This window comes from Saccharothrix violaceirubra (assembly GCF_014203755.1).
GTDB lineage: Bacteria > Actinomycetota > Actinomycetes > Mycobacteriales > Pseudonocardiaceae > Actinosynnema > Actinosynnema violaceirubrum.
In genome coordinates, this window is record NZ_JACHJS010000001.1 from 468,060 (window position 1) to 484,650 (window position 16,591).

The 16,591-nt window shown below is 71.5% G+C and carries 17 protein-coding genes; 6 read left to right on the forward strand and 11 right to left on the reverse strand.

What is annotated here, in order from left to right:
• Window positions 1-37 precede the first annotated feature (37 nt).
• The 3 genes from F4559_RS02295 (at window position 38) to F4559_RS02305 (ending at window position 2,918) form a co-directional block, all read left to right on the forward strand.
• Window positions 38-301, forward strand: a complete 264-nt coding sequence (locus F4559_RS02295; protein ID WP_184665927.1) for a hypothetical protein — start codon at window positions 38-40, stop codon at window positions 299-301.
• A 179-nt stretch (window positions 302-480) separates the two neighbouring features.
• Window positions 481-1,647, forward strand: coding sequence for a M20 family metallopeptidase (locus F4559_RS02300; protein ID WP_184665928.1), 1,167 nt, complete (start codon window positions 481-483; stop codon window positions 1,645-1,647).
• The gene (locus F4559_RS02305) at window positions 1,644-2,918 is read left to right on the forward strand and encodes an amidohydrolase (protein ID WP_184665929.1); all 1,275 of its coding nucleotides are present in this window, start codon (window positions 1,644-1,646) and stop codon (window positions 2,916-2,918) included. Before F4559_RS02300 ends, F4559_RS02305 begins: the two co-directional genes overlap by 4 nt.
• A gap of 120 nt (window positions 2,919-3,038) precedes the next feature.
• Here F4559_RS02305 and F4559_RS02310 read toward each other — a convergent pair whose 3' ends face one another.
• Window positions 3,039-4,769, reverse strand: a complete 1,731-nt coding sequence (locus F4559_RS02310) for a glycerol-3-phosphate dehydrogenase/oxidase (protein WP_184665930.1) — start codon at window positions 4,767-4,769, stop codon at window positions 3,039-3,041.
• A 105-nt stretch (window positions 4,770-4,874) separates the two neighbouring features.
• Here F4559_RS02310 and glpK point away from each other — a divergent pair, with 105 nt between their 5' ends.
• On the forward strand, window positions 4,875-6,338 hold the full coding sequence (gene glpK, locus F4559_RS02315; protein WP_184665931.1) for a glycerol kinase GlpK: 1,464 nt from the start codon (window positions 4,875-4,877) through the stop codon (window positions 6,336-6,338).
• Here the strand turns inward: glpK and F4559_RS02320 are convergent.
• Window positions 6,335-7,738, reverse strand: a complete 1,404-nt coding sequence (locus F4559_RS02320) for an NAD(P)H-quinone dehydrogenase (RefSeq protein WP_184665932.1) — start codon at window positions 7,736-7,738, stop codon at window positions 6,335-6,337. The genes glpK and F4559_RS02320 overlap by 4 nt on opposite strands.
• Before the next feature lie 116 nt (window positions 7,739-7,854).
• On the opposite strand from F4559_RS02320, the gene F4559_RS02325 reads away from it, so the two are divergent.
• On the forward strand, window positions 7,855-8,304 hold the full coding sequence (locus F4559_RS02325; RefSeq protein ID WP_184665933.1) for a gamma-glutamylcyclotransferase family protein: 450 nt from the start codon (window positions 7,855-7,857) through the stop codon (window positions 8,302-8,304).
• 99 nt (window positions 8,305-8,403) lie between these two features.
• A complete protein-coding gene (locus F4559_RS02330; protein WP_184665934.1) occupies window positions 8,404-9,312 on the forward strand; it encodes an endonuclease domain-containing protein in 909 nt (302 codons plus the stop codon).
• Between the two features lie 17 nt (window positions 9,313-9,329).
• On the opposite strand, the gene F4559_RS02335 is transcribed toward F4559_RS02330, so the two are convergent.
• The 9 genes from F4559_RS02335 to F4559_RS02375 form a co-directional block, all read right to left on the reverse strand.
• Window positions 9,330-10,121: an ESX secretion-associated protein EspG gene (locus tag F4559_RS02335; RefSeq protein ID WP_184665935.1), complete on the reverse strand. Its 792-nt coding sequence runs from the start codon at window positions 10,119-10,121 to the stop codon at window positions 9,330-9,332.
• The gene (locus tag F4559_RS02340; protein ID WP_184665936.1) at window positions 10,118-11,467 is read right to left on the reverse strand and encodes a PPE domain-containing protein; all 1,350 of its coding nucleotides are present in this window, start codon (window positions 11,465-11,467) and stop codon (window positions 10,118-10,120) included. Before F4559_RS02340 ends, F4559_RS02335 begins: the two co-directional genes overlap by 4 nt.
• A 31-nt stretch (window positions 11,468-11,498) precedes the next feature.
• Window positions 11,499-11,858: a transcriptional regulator gene (locus tag F4559_RS02345; protein ID WP_184665937.1), complete on the reverse strand. Its 360-nt coding sequence runs from the start codon at window positions 11,856-11,858 to the stop codon at window positions 11,499-11,501.
• A 99-nt stretch (window positions 11,859-11,957) separates the two neighbouring features.
• On the reverse strand, window positions 11,958-12,542 hold the full coding sequence (locus tag F4559_RS02350) for a DUF3558 domain-containing protein (RefSeq protein ID WP_246445052.1): 585 nt from the start codon (window positions 12,540-12,542) through the stop codon (window positions 11,958-11,960).
• Window positions 12,543-12,548: 6 nt separating this feature from the next.
• The gene (locus F4559_RS02355) at window positions 12,549-12,989 is read right to left on the reverse strand and encodes a GNAT family N-acetyltransferase (RefSeq protein ID WP_184665938.1); all 441 of its coding nucleotides are present in this window, start codon (window positions 12,987-12,989) and stop codon (window positions 12,549-12,551) included.
• An 11-nt stretch (window positions 12,990-13,000) separates the two neighbouring features.
• Window positions 13,001-13,531, reverse strand: coding sequence for a GNAT family N-acetyltransferase (locus F4559_RS02360; protein WP_184665939.1), 531 nt, complete (start codon window positions 13,529-13,531; stop codon window positions 13,001-13,003).
• Entirely contained in the window at window positions 13,531-14,358 is an 828-nt protein-coding gene (locus tag F4559_RS34710; RefSeq protein WP_184665940.1) for an HAD-IA family hydrolase, read from the reverse strand. The genes F4559_RS02360 and F4559_RS34710 overlap by 1 nt, the downstream gene beginning before the upstream one ends.
• Entirely contained in the window at window positions 14,355-14,744 is a 390-nt protein-coding gene (locus F4559_RS02370) for a DUF1707 SHOCT-like domain-containing protein (RefSeq protein WP_184665941.1), read from the reverse strand. Before F4559_RS02370 ends, F4559_RS34710 begins: the two co-directional genes overlap by 4 nt.
• A gap of 9 nt (window positions 14,745-14,753) precedes the next feature.
• Window positions 14,754-16,511, reverse strand: a complete 1,758-nt coding sequence (locus F4559_RS02375) for an acetyl/propionyl/methylcrotonyl-CoA carboxylase subunit alpha (RefSeq protein ID WP_184665942.1) — start codon at window positions 16,509-16,511, stop codon at window positions 14,754-14,756.
• Between the last annotated feature and the right edge of the window lie 80 nt (window positions 16,512-16,591).

A 16,591-nucleotide genomic window follows, 5' to 3' on the forward strand; every position in this document is an offset into this window, starting at 1 on the left:
GGTAGTCATGTGGCGATCTGTGCTCGCGGTGTGCCTGTTGGTCCTGGCCGGTGCCTTCACCGTGGCCGGGACAGCGACCGCCACCGCTTCGGAGCACGCGTATGTCGCCGCGCAGCCCACGGACACCGTGACACCGTCCGTGACCGGTCCGGACATCGACGCGCCTCAGCAGACCGATCCGACCGTGGCGTCCGAGACGAAGAAAAAGTTGTGGATCGGCGGTATCGCGTTGGTCCTCTTCGCCCTCGTATACCTACGTAACCGGAAGCGTTGGACCAACTGGCGCAAGTCTCGCAAGTGACCTTCACCCGCTCGGCGGGATGAACGGCCCGACACGAGCGTTTCTCCAGTGACTCCTGCGCAGACTTGATCGGTCTGACCGAAACTCCGATCACCGCTGGGCGCATCCGCGCGACCGGCCGGCGGTCGATCATCCGCTGTGCCGCGGCGCGTGCGGACGGTAATGCAGGATGGAAGCATATGGGTACCGACTTCAAGCACAGCACTCGCTCGGCCGTCGAGCGGTACTCGGATGCGCTGGTCGGACTTTCGCGCAGCATCCACGCCGAGCCGGAACTGGCGTTCGCCGAGCACCGCAGCGCCGCCAAGGTCGCGGACCTGCTCGAAGCCGAGGGGTTCGAGGTCGAACGCGGCGTCGCGGACCTGGAGACGGCGTTCACAGCGTCTTACGGTTCCGGCGACCTGGTGTTGGGGCTGTGCGCGGAGTACGACGCGCTGCCCGAGGTCGGGCACGCCTGCGGGCACAACGTCATCGCCGCCGCGTCGACCGGCGCGGGCCTCGCCCTGCGCGACGTCGCGGACGCCCTCGGCCTCACCGTGCGGGTGATCGGCACACCCGCCGAGGAGGTCGGCGGCGGCAAGGTGCTGATGCTGGAACGCGGCGTGTTCGACGACGTGGCGTTCTCGATGATGGTGCACCCCGCGCCCTACGAGGCGGTCGCCGCCCGCTCGTTGGCGATCACCGACGTCGAGGTGCACTACACCGGAAAGCCGTCCCACGCCGCCGCCGCGCCACACCTGGGGGTCAACGCGGCGGACGCGATCACGGTCGCGCAGGTGGCCATCGGCCTGGCCAGGCAACACCTGGAACCGGGCCAGATGGTCAGCGGCATCGTCACCCGGGGCGGCACGGTGCCCAACGTCGTGCCCGCGCACACCTCGGCCATGTTCGACCTGCGTGCCGAGGACCTGGAGTCGTTGCGCTCCCTCGAAGCGCGGATCTTCCGATGTTTCGAGGCGGGCGCGCTCGCCACCGGCTGCACGCACGAGATCGTGAAGGTCTCGCCCGTGTACGCCGAACTCACCCCCGACCCGTGGCTCGCGGACGCCTACCGGACGGCCGCGACCGCGCTCGGACGCACACCGCTGGGCCCCGCCGAAGAGGCCCGGCACAAGATCGGCAGCACCGACATGGGCAACGTGACCCGTGCGCTGCCGGCCATCCACCCGACCATCGCCATCGACTGCGGAGACGCGGTGAACCACCAAATCGAGTTCGCGACCGCCTGCGCTTCGGCATCAGCCGACCGCGCCGTCCTCGACGGAGCACTTGCCCTCGCCTGGACAGCGGTCAGCGCCGCCACGGACGACCATCAACGCACCCGGCTTCGGGCAGGTGCGGCATGACCGTCGTCGATTCCCGTCCATCACTGTCGGGAGAGGAGGAGGGTCCCGAGGTGCTGTTGACCGAACGTGGGGTCAGCATTGCCCCTGTGGATGATCCCGGCACGGGCCGCGGCCCGTCGTGGCTGGACGACTGGCTGTCGGCCAACTCGTCCGAGGTCGTCGCCTGGCGACGGCACATCCACCAGAATCCGGAACTGTCCAGGAACGAGGTAGCCACCACCGAGATGATCGCCGACGTGCTGCGGTCCGTGGGTCTCAAGCCCCGGATCCTGCCCGGCGGCACAGGTCTGTTCTGCGACGTCGGCACAGGTCAGCGTTGCGTCGCACTGCGCGGCGACATCGACGCGTTGCCGCTCACGGAGAAGTCCGGCGCGCCGTACGCGTCCAAGAACCCGGGCGTGATGCACGCGTGCGGGCACGACGCGCACGCCACCGTGGTGCTCGGCGCCGCGTTGGCGCTGGCGTCCGCCACGGAACTGCCCGGCCGGATCAGGCTGATCTTCCAACCCGCCGAGGAGGTCATGCCCGGTGGCGCGCTCGACGTGCTCGCCGCGGGCGGGCTCGACGGCGTGGAGCGGATCTTCGGCCTGCACTGCGACCCACGCCTGCCCGTGGGCCGCATCGGCACCCGCATCGGCGCGATCACGTCCGCGTCGGACCTGATCGAACTGCGCCTGACCTCGCCCGGTGGGCACACGTCCCGTCCGCACCTGACCGCCGACCTGGTCAACGCGCTGGGGACCGTGATCACCGGGTTGCCCGCGCTGCTGTCGCGGCGCGTGGACCCGCGTTCGGGCACCGTCATGGTGTGGGGCGCGGTGCACGCGGGCGAGGCGGCCAACGCCGTGCCGCAGGACGGCGTGCTGCGCGGGACGTTGCGCACGGGCAACCGTGAGATCTGGGCCGAACTGGAACCCCTGGTCAAGGAGTTCGTCGGCGCGCTGCTGGCGCCGACCGGGGTCGGGTTCGACCTGCTGCACCGCCGCGGCGTGCCGCCCGTGGTGAACGACCGCGAGAGCACGATGTTGCTGCGCGCGGGGATCGAGGCGGCCTTGGGGGAGGACGCCCTGGCGGGGACCGAGCAGTCTTCTGGGGGAGAGGACTTCGGCTGGTACCTGGAGCACGTGCCCGGCTCGTTCGCACGCCTGGGGGTCTGGGACGGCGTCGGCAAGCAGCGTGATCTCCACCAGCCCGACTTCAACCTGGACGAGCGCGCCCTGATGGTCGGGGTCCGCGTCCTGGTGCACGCGGCCTTGGCTTCCTTGGCCTAGCTCCGACGGCCCGCGAGCCCCTGCCTCGCGGGCCGCCCCCGCGCGAGTTATGCGTTCGGACACCGCGAGTCGAACGTTCGGACACCACGAAATGTGCGTTCAGGCACCAGGAGTCCCGCGTCAGGTGTTCGGCCTGGTCGTCACCGAGCGGGCCTCGGGCGCGGTCGCCCGCAGCGCGGCGGCGGACTCGTCGTCGGCCACCTCCTGGGCCTTGCGTTCGGCCTCGACCCGTGCCGCGTAGACGGCCACCTCACGGGCGATGCGGGTCTCGTCCCAGCCGTGGACCCCGGCGATCAACTCCGCGACCGTCCGCGCGCAGTCCACGCCCCGGTGCGGGTACTCGATCGAGATCCGGGTCCGGCGCGTCAGGACGTCCTCCAGGTGCAGCGCGCCCTCGTGCGACGCCGCGTAGACCGCCTCCACCCGCAGGTAGTCCGGGGCACCCGCGATCGGCTTCAGCAGTTCCGGGGTGGCCGAGTCGAGCACCTCGTGCACCAACGATCCGTAGCGGTCCAGGAGGTGCCTCACCCGGTAGGGATGCAGGCCGTACCGGGTCGCCAGGTGGTCGGCCTGGTTCACCAACGCGTGGTAGCCGTCCGCGCCCAGCAGGGGGACCTTGTCGGTGATCGACGGTTGGATCCGTCCGGGCAGGTCGACGGCCGCCGCGTCCACGGCGTCCGCCGCCATCACGCGGTACGTCGTGTACTTGCCGCCGGCGATCGCGACCAGGCCCGGCGCGACCCGTGCCACGGCGTGCTCGCGGGACAGCTTGCTGGTCGACTCGTTCTCGCCCGCCAGCAGCGGGCGCAGTCCCGCGTAGACGCCCTCGATGTCCTCGTGGGTCAACGGGGTCACCAGGACCTTGTTCACGTGGTCGAGCAGGTAGTCGATGTCCGCCCGCGTGGCCGCCGGGTGCGCCAGGTCGAGGTACCAGTCCGTGTCCGTCGTGCCCACGATCCAGTGATTGCGCCACGGAATGACGAACAGGACCGACTTCTCCGTACGCAGGATCAGGCCGCTTTCGGCGACGATCCGGTCGCGCGGCACGACGATGTGCACACCCTTGCTCGCCCGCACGCGGAACCTGCCCCGGCTGCCGGACAGGCGTTGGATCTCGTCGGTCCATACGCCTGTCGCGTTGACCACGGCGTGCGCGCGGACCTCGACCTCGGCGCCGTTCCCGACATCGCGCACCCGCACGCCCGACACCCGGTCCGCCTCCCGCAGGAAGTCGACGACCTGCGTGGACGTCCGCACGACCGCACCGTAGTGGGCCGCGGTCCGGGCCAACATCGCGGTGTGGCGGGCGTCGTCGGCCTGGGCGTCGTAGTACCTGATGCCGCCGACAAGGGCGTTGCGGCGCAATGCGGGAACCATGCGCAACGCGCCCGCACGGGTCAGGTGTCGTTGCCCGGGAACGGATCGCGCGCCGCCCATCGTGTCGTACAGCAGCAGCCCGGCCGCCGTGTACGGACGCTCCCACAGGCGGTGTGACAGCGGGTAGAGAAAGCTGACCGGCTTCACCAGGTGGGGTGCCAGCCGGGTGAGCATGAGTTCGCGTTCCCGGAGGGCTTCGCGGACCAGGCCGAATTCGAGCTGTTCCAGGTAGCGCAGGCCGCCGTGGAAGAGCTTCGACGAGCGGCTCGACGTGCCCGACGCCAGGTCACGGGCCTCGACCAGTGCCACGCGCAGGCCGCGCGTCGCGGCGTCCAGCGCGACACCGGCGCCGACCACGCCACCGCCGATCACGACCAGGTCGAACGTCCGCGACCCCAGCGATTCCCAGGCCGACCCGCGCTCCGCCGGACCGAGTCGACCGCCGGTCGTCGGACGTTCCTCGCGCGTGGCCACGGGCAACGCCTCCTCACCGGGTGGGGGCCATCCCTGACTCGACCACGTTACCCGCTGGTACGCCACCGTGGACAACGCCGCGGACCGCGAACTAGCGTCGGATCCGTGGACGCCACCCGGTACGTCGCCGCACTGGACCAGGGCACGACCTCGACTCGCTGCATCGTGTTCGACCACGCCGGCCGCGTGGTGTCCGTGGACCAGCGCGAACACGAACAGATCATGCCCAGGGCGGGGTGGGTCGAGCACGACCCGACGGAGATCCTCCGCAACGCCCGTGCGGTCGTCGAAGGTGCGGTCGCCAAAGCCGGTCTCGAAGCAAAAGACTTTGCCGCGTTGGGCATTACGAACCAACGCGAGACGGCCGTCGTGTGGGATCGCGCGAGCGGCGAACCCGTGTACAACGCGATCGTGTGGCAGGACACCCGAACGGACAAGATCTGCGCCGCGCTGGGTGATCACGACACGTTCCGCGCGAAGACCGGTCTGCCGCCCGCCACCTACTTCTCCGGACCCAAGATCAAGTGGATCCTGGACCACGTCGGACGCGACCGCGACGTCCTGGTCGGCACGATCGATACGTGGCTGCTGTGGAACCTCGCCGGCGTCCACGCGACCGACCCGACCAACGCGTCCCGCACGCTGCTCATGGACCTCGACACCCTCGCGTGGGACCCGGACCTCGCCGCCGCGCTCGACGTGCCGCTGTCCGTGCTGCCCGAGATCCGTTCCTCGTCGGAGGTGTTCGGCCACCTGCGTGACGGCGTGCTCGCGGGCGTGCCGATCGCGGGCATGCTCGGCGACCAGCAGGCGGCCACGTTCGGGCAAGCCTGCCTGTCACCGGGGGAAGCCAAGAACACGTACGGCACCGGGAACTTCGTCCTGCTCAACACCGGCACCGAGAAGGTCGTCAGCCACAACGGGCTGCTCACCACGGTCTGCTACCAGCTCGGCGGCCAAGACCCGGTCTACGCGCTCGAAGGCTCGATCGCCGTGACGGGCTCGCTCGTGCAGTGGCTGCGCGACAACCTCGGGATCATCTCGTCGGCCGCCGAGATCGAAGAGCACGCACGGACCGTGGAGGACAACGGCGGCGTGTACTTCGTGCCCGCCTTCTCCGGCCTGTTCGCGCCTTACTGGCGTTCGGATGCGCGTGGCGTGATCGTCGGACTAACGCGTTTCGTCAACCGGGGGCACCTCGCGCGGGCCGTGCTGGAGTCGACCGCCTACCAGACCCGTGAGGTGATCGACGCGATGAACGCCGACTCGGGCGTGGGCCTGACGTCGTTGAAGGTCGACGGCGGCATGGTCGTGAACGAGCTGCTCATGCAGTTCCAGGCGGACATCCTGGGCGTGCCCACGATTCGCCCGGTCGTGAACGAGACCACCGCGTTGGGTGCCGCGTACGCCGCCGGGCTCGCTGTCGGCCACTGGGAATCCGAGGACGACGTCCGCGCCAACTGGGCGCAGGACAAGCGGTGGGACCCGATGTTGGACCCCACCGCCCGCGAAAGCCTGTACCGGACGTGGAAGAAGGCCGTGACGCGGACCTTCGACTGGGTCGACTAGTCCAGGTCGTCGTGCCGCATGAGCTGGCGCGCGGCCTCGGTGATCGACCCGGTCAGCGACGGGTACACCGAGAACGTCGTGGCCAGGTCCTCCACGGTGAGCTGGTTCTGCACGGACAGCGCGATCGGCAGGATCAGCTCGCTGGCGTTCGGCGCGACCACGACGCCGCCGATCACCACGCCTGTCGCGGGGCGGCAGAACAGCTTCACGAAACCGCGCCGGACCGCCTGCATCTTGGCGCGCGGGTTGGTGTTCAGCGGCAGCATGATCGTGCGCGCCGGCACCTCGCCCGCGTCGATCGCCTGCTGGCTGATGCCGACCGTGGCGATCTCCGGGTTGGTGAACACGTTCGCGGCCACGGTCTTGAGCTTGATCGGGCTCACGCCCTCGCCCAGCGCGTGCCACATCGCGATCCGGCCCTGCATCGCCGCGACGCTGGCCAGCAGCAGCACGCCCGTGCAGTCGCCGGCCGCGTAGACGCCCGACACGTTCGTCCGCGACACCCGGTCCACCGGGAGGTAGCCGCCGCGCCCGAGTTCGACGCCGATCTTGTCCAGACCGAGGTCGGCGGTGTTCGGGATCGAGCCGACGGTCATCAGAGCGTGACTGGCCTCGATGGTGCGACCGTCTTCCAGGTGGATCACGACTCCGTCGCCGACATTGTCGACGCGCTCGGCGCGGGCGTGCTTCGTGACCGCCGTGCCGCGTTCGGCGAAGACCTCCTCCAACACGGCCGCGGCGTCCGCGTCCTCGTGCGGGAGCACCCGGTCGCGTGACGACACGAGCGTGACCTTGACGCCGAGTTCCGTGTAGGCGGAAGCGAACTCCACACCGGTGACACCCGATCCGACGACGGCCAGGTGCTCGGGCAGCTCCGGCAGGTCGTAGATGTCGCGCCACGTCAGCACCCGCTTGCCGTCGGGCTCGGCACCAGGGAGAACACGGGGAGTAGCGCCCGTGGCGATCAGCACGACGTCCGCGGGCAGCACCTCCGTAGTGCCCTCGACGGTCTCCGCGACCACCTGGTGCTGGGCCAGACCGCGCTCGCTGTCGCAGAACTTGGCGGTGCCGTTGACGATCCGCACACCCTCCCGCTGCAGGCGTGCCCGCACGTCGGCGGACTGGGCCAGCGCGAGGCCCTTGACCCGGCCGTGCACGACCGGAAGCTCGACCGCGGCCTCGGTGTCGTTGGTGCGAATGCCCAGGTCACCGGCATTGCGGAAGTTGCTGCGACCCCCGGCGGACGCGATGAAGGTCTTGGACGGAACGCAGTCGTACAGCACGCACGCCCCGCCGAGTCCCTCGCGTTCGACGATCGTCACTTCGGCACCGTGCTGGGCCGCGACGAGGGCCGCTTCGTAGCCGGCCGGGCCACCGCCCATGATGACGATGCGGGTCACGACCAGTCCTTTCGTCGGCTTGTGGCAGCGTTACAACCGTACGCGGTCGGGTGTCGGTGCGTGTCGTCCGGTCTTCTGGTTCCTCCGGGTGATCGCTGTGTCGCTAGGCTGTCGGCGTGCCGCTCTATGCCGCGTACGGGTCCAACATGGATCCGAACCAGATGATGGAGCGAGCCCCGTACTCCCCGATGGCCGGGACCGGGTGGCTCGCCGGTTGGCGTCTGACGTTCGGTGGCGAGGACCTCGGCTGGGAGGGCGCGCTGGCCACCATCGTCGAGGACCCCGACGCACAGACGTTCGTGGTGCTCTACGACGTGAGTCCGCGCGACGAATCCCAGCTCGACCGCTGGGAGGGGGCGCTCGGTCTCTACAAGAAGATCAGGCTCCGAGTCCAGACCCTCGAGGGGTCGGTCGTGGCGTGGTTGTACGTGCTCGACGCCTACGAGGGCGGCCTGCCGTCGGCCCGCTACATCGGTGTCGTCGCCGACGCGGCCGAGGCCGCCGGCGCGCCCGACGACTACGTCGCCGACCTCCGCACCCGCCCCTGCACCGGCATAGGCCCCTAACCCGCGAGTTATACGTTCAGACACCGCGAAATGTGCATTCAGGCACCCTCGATCGGGTGAACCAGGTCCGTAAACGGCTCGACGGGCCCTCGGTTTCGCATGATCCGAATCCCGCAGGGCCTGCACGGTGCGCATCTTCGCGACCGACTGCTCGACCACCTGGGCCGCGCCGGGCTGCGCGACGCGCTTCGTGAAGGACGACTGGTCTCCTACTCGCGCGCGGTCGTCGTCCAACGCGAACTGGTCACCGACCCGCACACCCGTGCGGCGGCGGCGCTCCTGAGCGCCGGCCCGCCCGCGCTGCTGACCGGCCGGACCTCGGCGTGGCTGCACGGCTGCACGGCCGCGAGCACCGACGACGTGCACCTGCTTCTCGGCTACGACCACCAGTACCGCCCACGACAGGGCGAGGTCAGGCACCACGCCAACTACGACGCGTCGGCGGTCGTGGTCATCGACGGCCTGCGCTGCCACGCGATCGTGCCCACGTTGGGCGACATGCTGTGCCGTGACGACCGGGCCATGGCTTTCACGTGCACGAACGAGGTGCTCGCCGCGCTGGACCCGAAGGACCGGGCGGGGTTCATCGCCGACGTCGACGTGCACATCGCCCGACGTCCTGACTCGCGAGGACGGCGCCGCGGCGGGTTCCTGCTCGACCTCGCCACCGGCGAGCCCGAGTCCCCGGCCGAGAGCCGGACGTTGCTCCTGCTCGTCGACGAGGGGTTTCCGGTGCCCCGCATGCAGTACCCGGTGTGCGATCTCGACGGCCGCGTGCTGTGGCGGCTCGACTTCGCGTGGCCGGACCGGCGACTGGCGTTGGAGTACGACGGCTACGCGGCGCACGTCGACCGCGTGGAGGCCGATCGTGCGCGGGACGAGGACCTACGACGGCGTGGCTGGCGGGTCGTGCACGCGGACGCGTCGGACCTGCGCCGTCCGGCTCGGTTGATCGAGTGCCTGAGTGCATATTTCGCGGTGTCTGAACGCACAACTCGCGGTGTCTGAACGTATAACTCGCGGAGTCAGGGGAGGAGGGGGGTCAGGTGGGAGAGGAGGCGGCGGTGGTCGGTGGGGGAGATGGTGGACCACGGGGGGTGGCCGGGGGTGGCGCGGCGCTGTTGGAGGTAGCGGCCGTGCGGGGTGTCGAAGAAGCCGATCACGTGGTCCGGGCGGTGGCGTTTGCCCCACTTGTCGCGGTGGGCGGCGCCGAACTGGCCGCGGTGGTCGGCGTCGGCGAACATCGTCGCCAGGGTTTTCGCGTCGTCGGCGCGCAGGCCGCGTGACGTCAGCGCCGCCACCAGCGTGTCGGGCGTGGTCGCGGCGGCGGCAGCGGCGTCGAGGTCGGCGCTGGGCAGCGTGATCGAGTGGCCGGGACCGGCGGGCAACGGCGGCAACGCGGACAGGGCCTCGCGCGGCAGCCCCTCGGCCGAGGCCGGACGCAACGTCAACCGGCCGTCCGCCAGGACCGCCAGCACCCCCGAACCGCCCTTCGCCGCCGCCAGCACGCGCACCGAACGCCCCAGCCACAACCGCCCGTCCACCTCGCGCTCCGGCCGGTTCAGCAGGTGCAGCAGGTCCTCCAGCAACGGGTCCACCCCGGCCGGACTGCCCAACCCGCGACCGTCCAGACCTGACCACGCCTCGCGCTCCAACCGGGAGCGCTCCGAAGTGGTCTTGCCGGGCGATGGCACCTTCAGCACCAACGGCATCGACTCCAGCCGCAGGTGCTCCCACAGCACGTCGAACTCCAGCACCGAGACCGACACGGGTTCGCGCACGTCGTCGAGCCCGAGGTCCACACCGAACGTCGTCATCGGCGCGTCGGGCTCTCCCCGATCACCGCCGGCGAGATCATCCCGCCGACGCCGTACACGTCGTCGGTCTCCCGCAGGTAGTCGGCGGCCTCGTGGACCTCGTCCTCCTCGTCCTCGGCGGCCTGCGGACCCACGCCGAACGGGTCGAACGCGGGCTGCGCGGGCGCGGGCGTCGACCGCTTGTGCACGGTGTCGCCGCCGCCCTGGGCGCCGGTCGCGCCGAGCATCGACCCCGACGCGCTGCCGGGGCCCAACGTGGACTGCTGCGCGTTGGCCGCCGCGAAAGCGCCGAACTCGGCCGAGCTGGCGGTCGTCGTGCCGCTGGGCAACGGCAGGCCGGCGCCGGCCGCGGCGGCGCCACCCGCGCCGGAGCCGAAGCCGCCCGAACCCGAGCCGCCCGAACCGGAGCCGGAGCCGCCCGAACCGGAGCCGGAGGAAGTGCCGGAGGACACGGTGTCGTTGTGTCCTGTGGTGACGGTCGACGAGCGCTTGTCGCGATCACGGTCCTGGTCGTCGCCACGCCGGGTCGTGCCGCCGCCGATCACCGCACCCGGACCGCCCGTCGGGCCGTGGTGGGGCACCAGCGGCCCGGTCGCCGGACGGGTCGTCGCGCCACCGGACGGCGGGGTCCACGACGGCCGCGTGTCGCCGCCGGTCCACGTCGGAACGGGCCGACGAGTCCACCCGGAACCCTGCCGGGACCCGGGCCGGCCGCCACGCCACCCGCCGTTCCAGCCACCGCGCGGGCCACCCCAGCCCCACCCGTGGTGGAACACGTGCTGGTTCTCGTTGCGCACGACGGCGGGCGCCTGCACGGACATCTGCGGCGGCTGGTGGAACGTGCCCAGGGTCGCGGTGTTGCCGGACGTGCTCGACGCGTAGGTCGCCATGACCTCGCGGGCGCGTTCCTCGGCGGCGTCGCGCGCCTTCTCCTGGATCTCGTTGTCGGTCTGACCGCCGATGAGGTGCGTCAGGAAGGTCTCCAACCCGCCGGCCTCCGGCGCGGTCACCTTGACCGGCGCGGGCATCTCGGCGCGGGCCTTGGCGATGTAGTCGGCCTGGAGTTCGGCGGACAGCTTCATCGTGTCCGCGCCCTCGCGCGCGTTGCCCGCCCACGACGCGAGCGGGTTCATGGTGTGCCGGGCCTGGTCGGCGGCCGTGCCCTCCCAGTGCGCGCCCGACCGCAGGATGCCCTCGTGCAGGTCCGCGTCGATGTCGGTCAACGCGTCCGCGATGCCCGCCCAGCGCTCGATCGAGGCGAACGAGGCCTGCGGCCCCGGCCCCGCGTGGATCTTCTCGTAGAGCTCCTGATGGCTGTACCCGCTCCAGCGGTGGCCCTCGGGCATCTCTGGATTCCCCTTGCCTGGCTGTGGCGGGTCAGCAACCACCCTGCTGCATCAACCCGGTGTTGTCGGACTCGATCGTCTGGTACTGCCGCTCCACGAGGATCAGGGCGTCCATCGCGGACTTGAGCTGCCGCTGGTAGCCGAGCAGCGCGGCGAGGCCCGAGTCGCCGGACTCCAGCGACCGCTCGTTGAACTTCTCGGCGGCTTCGGAGCTGACCGGGTCGCCCGCCCACGGGCGCACGCGCACCTCGGTGACGGCCAGTTCGATCTGCTGGTCCAACCGCGCCAGCGCGCCCGCGAACGCGCTCTTGAGGCTGGGGATGGCGGTGGGGTCCACGTTCAGGGTGTGCGCCATCGCCGGCACGCCTCGACCGTGGTCTTCCGACGGCATGGACGACCTCCCCGTGATCCGTTTCCGTCAGCGCACCGTCACTGTAGCCACCCGGTACGACACTCAGGGAGAGGAATGCGTCAAGCTCCCCCGCGCGGGTCAGCGCTTGCGCAGCAGGGCGGCCATGGCCGCCTCGGCGGCCCGTTCGGCGCCCAGGCACAGCGTGTCCTGCGGCAATGCGGTGGTGTTGCCGCCGTCGCGGAACATCACGTCGAGGAACTGGCCTTTCGCCACGTCCACCTCCACCGTGCACAGGTGTTCGAGGCCGGGTGTGCGCACGGTGAGCGCCGGGTAGCCGGCCACGCTGATCACCTGCGCCTCCACCTGCGCGTTCTCGTCGAGCCACACGTCGACGCCCTGCTCGGTCACCAGTGCCAGGCGCAGCACGTTCCCGCTGATCGTGCTGCGGATCGTGCACGCCTTCGCGTTGCCGAAGGCCGGCTCCACGTAGGCCGTCGGCGGGTTGTCCAGGCTCAGCCGCAGGCGTTCGTCCTGGGACAACACGCCGCACGGGTCGACGTCGTCGAGCCGGACCTCGGCCGGTCGCGCGGGCAGGACGAGCGGGGTGGTGGTGATCGCGGGCAGCGGGTCGTCGAGGTGGGACGGCCGGTCCTGGGCCGAGGGTGTGCACGCGAGCACGACCAGCGCCGGCAATGCCGTCGCGATCATGCGCGTGATCCTCATGCGCACCTACCGTAGTCGCGTCCACACTCCGCGTGAAATATCCGGTTCGAACCCGCACGCGTGCGCCAACCGTAGCCCCGCGTCGTCGTGCGGGACAGCGTCGATCCGGGGCAGGTCGAGGAACCCGAAGCCGAAGCCGACCACGGCGGACACCGCGTGCCGGGCGATGCCCTCACGCCGCCGTGCGGGCGTGGTCCAGCAGGTCAGGCCGCCCTCGGCGGTCAACGCGACCTCGCCGACGGCCGTGCCGGTCAACTGGTCGCAGACCGCCCACGAGCACACCGAATCGTCGTCCCACCGCCGCGTGCGGTCCGCGACGAATTCGCCCGCCGTTCCCCGATCGGCGCACCGACCGGCCGCGACGAGCGCCTCGCGGTCGTCGATGCGGTCGTCCGCACGCCACTGTCGCAAGTAGAACTCGCCCGCGTTGATCTCGACCGGCTCCATGGCGGCAGACGCTAGTCGGTGGCCAGGACCGACCACTGGCACAGGTCGTGCGGCCGGCCGTCGATCCACTCGGCTCCGCGCAACGTCCCCTCGGGCCGGAAGCCGCACTTCTCCGCGACCCGCCGGGACGCCGTGTTGGCCACGGCGTGCCGGTATCCGACGCGGTGCAACCCGGCGACGCCGAACCCGAACGCCACGGCCGCGGACACTGCCGTCGCCGCGACACCCCTGCCCCGGAACGCCGCCGCCGTCCAGCACGCCACCTCGGCCGAACGGTCGTGCGCGGACAGGTCGCGCAGCCCCACCTCGCCGGCGAGCGCGCCGTCCGCGGCGAACACGGCCCACGAGTAGCGCTCGTCCTTGAGCCACTGCCACGCCCGGTGCCCGGCGAACGCGCGGGCCGCCGCCTCGTCGGCCACCTGGTAGGCCCACAGCCAGCGTCGGATCTCCGGGTCGTCCAGGGCGGCCACGAGCGCCGGTGCGTCGTCGGGTCGCACCACCCGCAACAGCCAGGCGCCGGTACGGAGTTCGACCGGGTCCACTAGTCCGTCACGAACCCGTCGACGCGGTCGGCGACCGTCTCCAGCAGGTCGCGGTGCCGGTGCGCGGACCGGCCGTCCGGCCCGGTGGCCAGCTCCACGACCCAGTCCGCGTCCTCGACGTCGTCCTCGCCCGCGAGAAGGTCCTTGTGCACCAAGGCGGGTGCCCAGCCCCCGTCGGCCAGCTCGCGCGCGGCGGCCACGGCCTCGTCGCGGTCGTGCAGCACGAGCAGCAACGGGCCGAGCAGGCCGCGGTCGGCGACCGCCGCCTCCAACGCCGGGTAGTCGGGGGTGTGGACGCCGTCGATGCCGACCGCACGCGCGCCCGCCGCGTTCTCTGCCTTGTCGTCGCAGAACACGACGTCGGCGGCCTCGACGCCGAGCAGGTCGAGGGCACGCAGGTAGGCCTCGGGCGCCGGTTTCACCGCGCCGATCACGGCCGACGACACCACGGCGTCCACCTCGCGGTCCAGGCCGAGCCGGGCCAGGTCGACGGGGAGCCGGTCGGTCGCGTTGGTCAGCACCGCGACCCGGCAGCGCACCCGGCGCACCAGCGCGATCGCCTCGGGCACGAGTTCGCCGACCCGCGACCACGCCGCCACGGCCGACCGCGCCACGTCCGCCGACAGCCCGTCCGCGACCAGCCGTCCGCGCACGAGTGCGCGCCACGCCGCGTCGGTGTCCGCGCCGACCAGCGCCGGACCGGCCAGTCCGAACGCGACCTCGGCGAGCCGGCCGCGCGGCAGGCCGTGCGCGTCCTCGATCGCGTCGTCCGAACCGAACCGGCGCAGCACGCCGTCGAGGTCGAGCAGCAGGACCTTCGGCGTCACGGACGCCTGCCGCGCGCGTGCAGGATCAGCATCACGACCGGGATCAGCAGGAACACCGCCGGGCTGCGGAACGCGAAGAACAACGCCACGCACCCGAGGACCACCGCCGGCACGTACGACCGGTCGAACCGCGGCCTGGCCGGGAACGACGGCGGCACGAACGCCGGGGGCATCGGGGGCACGGCCGGTCGCGGCTCGAACTGGGGCTTGGGCGCGGGCAGGTCGGCGAACAGCGCCAGCAGTTCGCCGCGCGTGCGCGCCGTCGTGACCTGCGCCGACCGGTCGCCGTACTCGGTGATGGTCAGCCGACCGTCACCGAGGTGTACGCCGAGCAGCTCCAACGCCTTCTCACGCTCGGCGTCACCGATCCGGATCTCCTGGCCCACGTACCGAGCTTAGGCCTTGATTTCGCAGAGGACGGCGCCCTGGGTCACGGTCCCGCCCTGTTCGGCCGAGAGACCGGTCACCACGCCCGCGCGGTGCGCGGTCACCGGGTTCTCCATCTTCATGGCCTCCAGCACGACGACCAGGTCCCCGGCCTCGATGTGCTGGCCGTCCTCGACCGCGATCTTGACGATCGTGCCCTGCATGGGCGCGGTCACCGCGTCGCCGGACGCCGCCGCGCCGTTGGCGCCGCCCGCGCGCCGCCGCGGCTTCTTCGCCGACTTCGCGGCCGGCGCGACGCCGCCCAGGTCACCGGGCAGCGACACCTCCAGCCGCCGGCCGCCGACCTCCACGACCACGGACCGGCGCGGCTCGTCCTCCTCGGCCTCGGTGCCGCCGGTGAACGGCTCTACCGTGTTGTCCCACTCGGTCTCGATCCACCGCGTGTGCACGGTGAACCCGTCCTCGTCGCCCACGTACGCCGGGTCGCGCACGATCAGCCGGTGGAACGGCACCACGGTCGCCATGCCCTCGACGACCAGCTCGTCGAGCGCGCGCCGGGCCCGTTCCAACGCCTGCGCCCGGTCTTCACCGGTCACGATCAGCTTGGCCAGCAACGAGTCGAACTGCCCGCCGATGACCGTGCCGCTCTCCACGCCCGCGTCCACGCGCACGCCCGGACCCGACGGCGCGACGAACCGCGTCACGGTGCCGGGCGCGGGCAGGAAGCCCCGACCGGCGTCCTCGCCGTTGATCCGGAACTCGATGGAGTGGCCGCGCGGCGTCGGGTCCTCGGTGAACCGCAGCTCCTCGCCCGCCGCGATCCGGAACTGCTCGCGCACCAGGTCGACGCCCGCGGTCTCCTCGCTGACCGGGTGCTCGACCTGGAGCCGCGTGTTGACCTCCAGGAACGAGATCGTGCCGTCGGTCGCGACCAGGTACTCGACCGTGCCCGCGCCGTGGTAGCCGGCCTCGCGGCAGATCGCCTTGGCCGAGGCGTGGATGGACGCGCGCTGCTCGTCGGTCAGGAACGGCGCGGGCGCCTCCTCCACCAGCTTCTGGTGGCGGCGCTGGAGCGAGCAGTCACGCGTGCCCACGACGACCACGTTGCCGTGCTGGTCGGCGAGCACCTGCGCCTCGACGTGCCGCGGCTTGTCCAGGTAGCGCTCGACGAAGCACTCGCCGCGACCGAACGCCGTGACGGCCTCGCGCACCGCGCTGTCGAACAGCTCGGGGATCTCCTCCAGCGTGCGGGCCACCTTCAGCCCGCGCCCGCCGCCGCCGAACGCCGCCTTGATCGCGACCGGCAGGCCGTGCTCGCGGGCGAACGCCACCACCTCGTCCGGACCGGACACCGGGTCCTTCGTGCCGGGCACCAGCGGCGCGCCCGCCCGCGTGGCGATGTGCCGTGCGGTCACCTTGTCGCCGAGGTCGCGGATCGCCTTCGGGGTCGGCCCGATCCAGGTCAGGCCCGCGTCCAGCACGGCCTGCGCGAAGTCGGCGTTCTCGGACAGGAAGCCGTAGCCGGGGTGCACGGCGTCGGCGCCGGCGCGCTTGGCCACGTCGAGCAGCTTGTCGATCGACAGGTAGGACTCGCCGGGGGTGGAGCCGCCCAACGCGAACGCCTCGTCGGCCAGGCGCACGTGCGGCGCGTCCCGGTCCGGGTCGGCGTACACGGCGACGCTGGCCAGGCCCGCGTCCCGACAGGCGCGGACGACCCGGACGGCGATCTCACCGCGGTTGGCGACGAGGACCCTGTGCAGTGACACGACGTCCTACCTCCTGGCAGCGATGGGCAGCGGCTGCCGAGTTTAGTGACGGCGGGCTCACTGCCGGGTCTGTGCGCGGT